Source organism: Streptomyces sp. NPDC054956, assembly GCF_053609185.1.
Genome location: NZ_JBSGXB010000399.1, coordinates 1 through 5,950 on the forward strand (window position 1 = coordinate 1; position 5,950 = coordinate 5,950).

Annotated in this window: 5 protein-coding genes and 2 pseudogenes; 5 read left to right on the forward strand and 2 right to left on the reverse strand. The window is 68.0% G+C overall.

What is annotated here, in order from left to right; translation table 11 throughout:
• Nucleotides 1-979: 979 nt before the first annotated feature.
• Entirely contained in the window at nucleotides 980-1,420 is a 441-nt protein-coding gene (locus ACWGDE_RS35055; protein ID WP_453393108.1) for a DUF4240 domain-containing protein, read from the reverse strand.
• A 309-nt stretch (nucleotides 1,421-1,729) separates the two neighbouring features.
• Here ACWGDE_RS35055 and ACWGDE_RS35060 point away from each other — a divergent pair.
• A pseudogene (locus ACWGDE_RS35060) lies at nucleotides 1,730-3,180 on the forward strand (NF041680 family putative transposase).
• Between the two features lie 9 nt (nucleotides 3,181-3,189).
• On the opposite strand, the gene ACWGDE_RS35065 reads toward ACWGDE_RS35060, so the two are convergent.
• Nucleotides 3,190-3,375 (reverse strand): hypothetical protein, encoded by a 186-nt coding sequence (locus ACWGDE_RS35065; RefSeq protein ID WP_453393109.1) that lies wholly within the window; start codon nucleotides 3,373-3,375, stop codon nucleotides 3,190-3,192.
• 190 nt (nucleotides 3,376-3,565) lie between these two features.
• On the opposite strand from ACWGDE_RS35065, the gene ACWGDE_RS35070 reads away from it, so the two are divergent.
• The 4 genes and pseudogenes from ACWGDE_RS35070 to ACWGDE_RS35085 form a co-directional block, all read left to right on the forward strand.
• The gene (locus tag ACWGDE_RS35070; RefSeq protein ID WP_453393112.1) at nucleotides 3,566-4,144 is read left to right on the forward strand and encodes a transposase domain-containing protein; all 579 of its coding nucleotides are present in this window, start codon (nucleotides 3,566-3,568) and stop codon (nucleotides 4,142-4,144) included.
• 12 nt (nucleotides 4,145-4,156) lie between these two features.
• Nucleotides 4,157-4,807 (forward strand): transposase, encoded by a 651-nt coding sequence (locus tag ACWGDE_RS35075; protein WP_453393110.1) that lies wholly within the window; start codon nucleotides 4,157-4,159, stop codon nucleotides 4,805-4,807.
• A 221-nt stretch (nucleotides 4,808-5,028) separates the two neighbouring features.
• Nucleotides 5,029-5,262 carry a hypothetical protein gene (locus tag ACWGDE_RS35080; protein ID WP_453393111.1) on the forward strand — a complete coding sequence of 78 codons (234 nt, stop codon included), beginning with the start codon at nucleotides 5,029-5,031 and terminating at the stop codon, nucleotides 5,260-5,262.
• A 147-nt stretch (nucleotides 5,263-5,409) separates the two neighbouring features.
• A pseudogene (locus ACWGDE_RS35085) lies at nucleotides 5,410-5,825 on the forward strand (transposase); the annotation flags it as partial.
• Between the last annotated feature and the right edge of the window lie 125 nt (nucleotides 5,826-5,950).

Sequence of the window (5,950 nt, forward strand, 5' to 3'; positions counted from 1 at the left end):
GACCCGACGCCCGACCCGGGTACGGACCCGACGCCCGACCCGGGCACGGACCCGACGCCCGACCCGGGCACGGACCCCACGCCCGACCCGGGCACGGACCCGACGCCCGACCCGGGCACGGACCCCACGCCCGACCCGGGCACGGACCCGACCCCCAACCCGGGTACGGACCCCACGCCCGACCCGGGCACGGACCCGACCCCCGACCCGACTCCCGGCGGCGGTAGCCAGGGGAGTGGGCAGAGCGGTGGCGGTAGCGCCGGCGGAGCCGCTGAAGGAACGTCCGCCCGCCTCTCAACATTCGATGCTGCTCCTGCGGCTGCCGGAGCGACCCAGGTTGTGGCCGAAACCCAGCTGAGCGGAACGATCGCCGCGACCGGGGCGAGCGGGAGCACTACGGCCGGGCTGGCCGCCGCGGGGCTCCTTGCAGCCGGCATTGCCTTGCTGGCGGCGGCCCGGCCCGTGAGGCGTCGCGCAATGTGAAGTGGAATGCCGCGTGACAACTGAACGCGGTACTCCCCCCATCCCAGTACTCCCCTCGCTAGGCGAGGGGAGTACTGGGCCGTCTCGTTGTCTCGGGTGAGCCACTGGGGTCAGCCTGCGGCGCCTGCCCCGAACGCGGAGAACGCGTTCGGGGCAGTGGGCGAGAGGACCGCCGCGGCGAAGCGAGCGCGCGCCGCCGCCCGCCCACGGCTCACCGGCTCCGCTGCGCCCCTCAGATGGCAGAGTCGCGGACCCCTGCGGGCCTGGCTGGGGCACGCGTGCGGCGGTGGCCCTCAGGCGCGCCGTAGGCGCTGGTTAACCGCCGGGGCGAGGGTAGGCGCGAAGCGGCCGAGGACGGGGCGCAGCGTGGCTCTGGGGGCCGTCTGCGGGCGGGTTAGGGTCGGGGTGTTTTCGGCGGGGTGAACGGGTTCAGGCACACATTCCGTGAAGACGATCAACGGCGCTGGAGTTCGTCACCATCCGCATGCCCTGCCGTTCAATCAGCCCAGCCCTCGGTGTTCGAGCACGACTCGTAGGAGTAGCGAGTGTCGCGGTCCCACTCCTCCCCGGTAATGCGTTTGTATGCGCGGTCCGGTGTGTAGAGCAGGCGCTCGGCCCAGATGAGGTCGGTGGCGTAAGGAGTGAAGGCCGCAGGCTCTTGGAGGACTTTGTCGAATGCGGTGCGGCCGGCGGCGACGACCGCGGCACGGGTGTAGAGGAAGGCATCCCCACTCAGGTTGTGTCCGTACTCCTTGCGGTCCAGCCGGTAGAGCGCCCATGACAGTTGTTCGGCAAAGCCGATGACCAGCGACAACGGGGACTGCGCAAGCCGCTCGGTCAGGGTGTCTGCAAGGAGGTCGGCGTCGGGGTCAGGTTCCGCGGGCCTGCAGTCCTCGATGAGCTGCCAAAAGGCGTCTTCGTTCATGTCGGCGAGCATGCCTCAGGGGTCTGACAGTTCCGGCTGCCGGGTCACCTATTTGCTGCCGCTGTGAGAAGGACGCGCTTGCGGAGCAGAGAGAGCTTGGCCCGTCCGAACATCTGGCGTTTGATCATCTTGATGTGATTGACGCGGCCTTCGACGGCGCCCGAGGACCACTCGGTGCTCAGCTTGTGCTTTATGGTCTGACCTCGAACGATGCCCCGAACGGGATCGCTCGTCCGGGAGTTCGCCGGACGTGGGAACGACCTTCGTCTGATCATGTGCTCCGACCAAGGACGCACCTGAACTCGACGAAGGCCGCTGGGAATGAGTCTGCTGCACCACGATGTCCAGCGGGAGCCGTTCGCGGAAGCGTCACACTTCCGGGAGGACTTCTTCGCGTGTCTGACCGCGCGGCGTGACGAACTGTTCGAGCTCGCGGACGCGCTGCTGTGCGCGGACGGGCCAGTGACCGCGCCGGTGGACCTGACAATGCTGGCCGAGCACCGCCGCGGGCACGGTGCCCTGTACGACGCTCTCAACCACGGCCGCATCGACATCGACGGGCTCCGGCGCACGCTGGCCGCGCTGCCCCAGCCAGAAGCGGCCGATGGCCGGCTCGTCCTGGCTGTGGACGTGACCAACTGGCTGCGGCCGGATGCCGAGTGCAGCGCGGACCGGCTGTTCTGCCACACCTTCGGCCGAGGCCGGGACCAGCACCTGATGATCCCAGGCTGGCCGTACTCGTTCGTCGCCGCTCTCGAAGCAGGCCGCACCTCCTGGTGCCAGCTGCTGGACGCCGTCCGACTCGCCCCCGAGGACGACGTGGCCGAGATCACCGCTCGCCAGGTCCGCCGGGTAGTCGAGGACTTGGTCGCCGGCGGACGCTGGCGCGAGGGCGATCGGGACATCCTCATCGTCTTCGACGCTGGCTACGACGCTCCGCGCATGGCCTACCTTCTCGACGGGCTGCCCGTCGAGGTCCTGGGACGGATGCGATCGGACCGTGTCATGCGACGGCCGACACCCACACAGCTGGAGTACGCCCTGGCGTATCCCCAAGGCGGCCGGCCACCCAAGCACGGCAAGGAGTTCCGCTTCGCCAAGCCCGCCACCTGGGGCGAACCAGACGCGGCGACTGTCCAGGTCACCGACCGCTACGGTTCCGCCCGGGCGATGGCGTGGGATCGCATCCACCCAAGGCTCACTATCCGCTCCGCGTGGATCGACCACGACAGCGAACTCCCAATTATCGAGGGGACGCTGATCCGCCTGGAGGTCGACCGCCTGCCCGGCGGCGGAGACCCGCTGCCGCTGTGGCTCTGGTCCTCCGCCACCGGCATGGCCGCCCCGACGCCGATCTGCGATGGCAGACGTTCCTCCGGCGCTTCGACCTGGAGCACACATTCCGGATGATCAAACAGACCCTCGGCTGGACCCGACCGAAGCTCCGTACCCCACAAGCCGCAGACCGGTGGACCTGGCTGATCGTCGTCGCGCACACCCAGCTCCGTCTCGCCCGGCCGCTCGCCGAGGACGTCCGCCGGCCCTGGGAGCGACCGATGGAACCGAACAGGCTCACCCCGGCCCGAGTCCGCCGGGGGTTCAGGAACCTCCGCCCGGCCTTGCCCTGCCCGGCCCGTGCGCCGAAACCGTCGTGGCCTGGCCCCGGAAGGCCACTCGGGTCGAAGAACCAGCGGCCAGCCATCCGCTACGACGTGGGCAAAACCGTCCGGCGCCCGGAGACCATCAGCGAACGCGACCAGATCAGACGGTGAGGGGCACGATCAGACAACCCTCACGACATCCGACAAGGGGATGTCGATCCTGGTCGCGTCGCCGAAGATGTCTACCGTCAGTTCGACACGGCCCCGAACATGGTCAACAGCCACGACGGGGCTCGTGAAGTCTGTGAACGGTCCACCGATAATCCGCACGTCGGTCCCGACATGGATATCCATCTCGTGCGTCACGCCAGCCCCCTTCGCACCATTACGTCAATCAGCCACCGCCGACAGAAGCCAACCTACCTTCGGCGGAGGGGGCCGAACCGCCCGGGGCCGGCTGCGATGCGGCCGTTGGTCAAAGCCAATACCGTTGACTTTGGGGTGATTTGGCGGTTCAACGGATACCAGGGGGTGGTGTCCAATGAGCGCTCGGTTGGTGGACCGGATCGGGCTGGGGGACCTGACAGAGGTGTTTCCGCCGGAGTTGGTGGACGCGGTGCTGGCGAAGTCCCAGTCGCGTGAGGTGAGGGTGCGGCTGCTGCCGCCGAGGCTGATGGTGTACTTCGTGCTTGCGCGGGCGTTGTTCTCCGGCGAGCCGTATCGGGAGGTCCTTCGGACGCTGGCCGAGGCAGTCCGGCGCGAGGACGGTTGGGGTGCCTGGCGGATCCCGGACAAGGCAGCGGTTTTTCGTGCCCGCCAGAACCTCGGGGTGGAGGTGCTGCGCGAGCTGCTGGTTCATGCCGGGGCGGCGGTGGCCGACAAGCGGACGCCCGGGGCGTTCTGGCGGGGCTTTCGGCTGATGGCGATCGACGGGACAACGCTGCAGGCCGCCGACACGGAAGCCAACGAGGCTGGGCTGGGCCGACTGCGGACCAAGGCCGGCAAGGGACCCACTGGATATCCGCTGGCCCGGGTCATGGTGCTGGTCGAGTCAGGAACCCACGTGGTCTGCGACGCCACGGTTGACTCCTACCGGGCCAAGGAACGGGTTCTAGCCGAACGGCTTGCCGGCTAACTGCGGCCGGGCATGCTGGTATTGGCCGACCGCGGCCTGCCCGGAGCCCATCTGTGGCAGCACCTGGCAGCCACCGGCGCCGACCTGCTGTGGAGGATCCCCGGCATCTGGAACCTGCCGGTCGAGGAGGTTCTCCCCGACGGTTCATGGTTCTCCACCGTCCGCGGCGGGCGGGGACGCAGCGTCCGGCCGCCCCAGGACATCCGGGTCCGCGTGATCGAGTACAGCCTGGACATCCCAGGCCGTGACCAGGCCGAACGCTACCGACTCATCACCACGCTCATGGACCCCGAGACGGCGCCAGCCGCCGAATTGGCCGCCCTCTACGGTGAACGGTGGGAGGTGGAGAACACCCTCGCCGAACTGAAGACGACACAGATCGGCACCCGCACCGTCATGCCGAGCAAGAGTCCTGACCTGGTGTTCCAGGAGATTTACGCACATCTGGTGCTCTACACCGGCCTGAGGGTCCTGATGCACAGAGCAGCGGTGAACCGCAGTGAACCACTGGATCCGGACCGGCTCTCCTTCGCCGCGGCCCTGCGGGCAGCCCGCCGGAGCATCACCTCGCTGAACAGGGATCTCCCCCCCCTCAGCACCTGTCCGCGGTGGCCCGTGAGCTCGAAGAGGAGATCAACCCGCCCCGCAGGCTCCGATCCGTGATCCGTCAGGCGAAGCGCAAGATGTCCCGCTTTCTGTCCTGGAACCCTGACCGGCCACAACCACCACAGCCAACCCGTCGACCGACAGAAAGTCTGCAGGTCATTGCGGCTGTCGCACCCTCACCAGACCCCTAAGTCAACGGCATTGTGTTTAGCCCCTGAGCCGTTGGCGTTTGGCGAACAGGGCCGAGGTGACTTCAGGCTCAGTGGGACCATCTCAGCATGCGCCTTGTTGCTGACGGCATGACGCCGACCTCACGGTTGGTACTCGTGGAGGACCTCGAGACCGACAACGGCCACGCCTTCGAGCTGGCGAGCCCGCTCTTCCTGGCTGTCGGCGATCGAATCGGTTTCGAGGGCGAAAGGCTTGCCGTAGTGCGGGCCAGCGGAGACCGGTTGATGCTGGCTGGCGACTGGTCAACTCGTTGCGGACTCAGAGCGGGACGTCGGCGGTAGAAGGGGCTCGGGTTGCTCTCCGCAACCAACGTTGAGCGTCGCATCGAACATGATCGCCCAGTTGGGTATTCGCCGGACGTGAAGGCGGTCTTCGGCTGATCCTGTGCTCCGACCAAGGACGCGCTCGACCAGCACGCAGGCCGTGGGATGAGCCTGCTGCATCACGATGCCCGGGCAGAGGCGTTCGCGGAGGCGTCACGCTTCCGGGGTGACTTCTGCGGATGTCTGACCAGTCGGCGCGACACGTGTTGTTCGAGCTGACCGACGCGCTGTTGTGTGCGGACGGGCTGGTGACGTCGCTGGTGGACCTGACGCTCCTGGCCGAGCATCGTCGTGGGCACGGCGCGCTGTACGACGCGCTCAACCGCGGTCGTCTCGACGTGGTGCGGCTGCGGCGGACGCTGGCCGCGTTGCCGCAGCCGAAGGCCGCCGACGATCGGCTCGTCCTGGCCGTGGACGTGAGCAAGTGGCTGAGGCCGGACGCCGAGTGCGGTCCGGACAGGCTATTCTGCCACACCTTCGGCCAGGGCCGGGACCAGCACCTGATGATCCCGGGCTGGCCGTAGTCGTTCGTTGCCGCGCTGGAGAGCGGCCGCACGTCCTAGGTGTATTGATCACGAGCGTTGTTGACACTCGGTAGGTCTTGAACATGGCGAAGACCTCCGGTGTGGTGGGAGCTGTCTAGGAA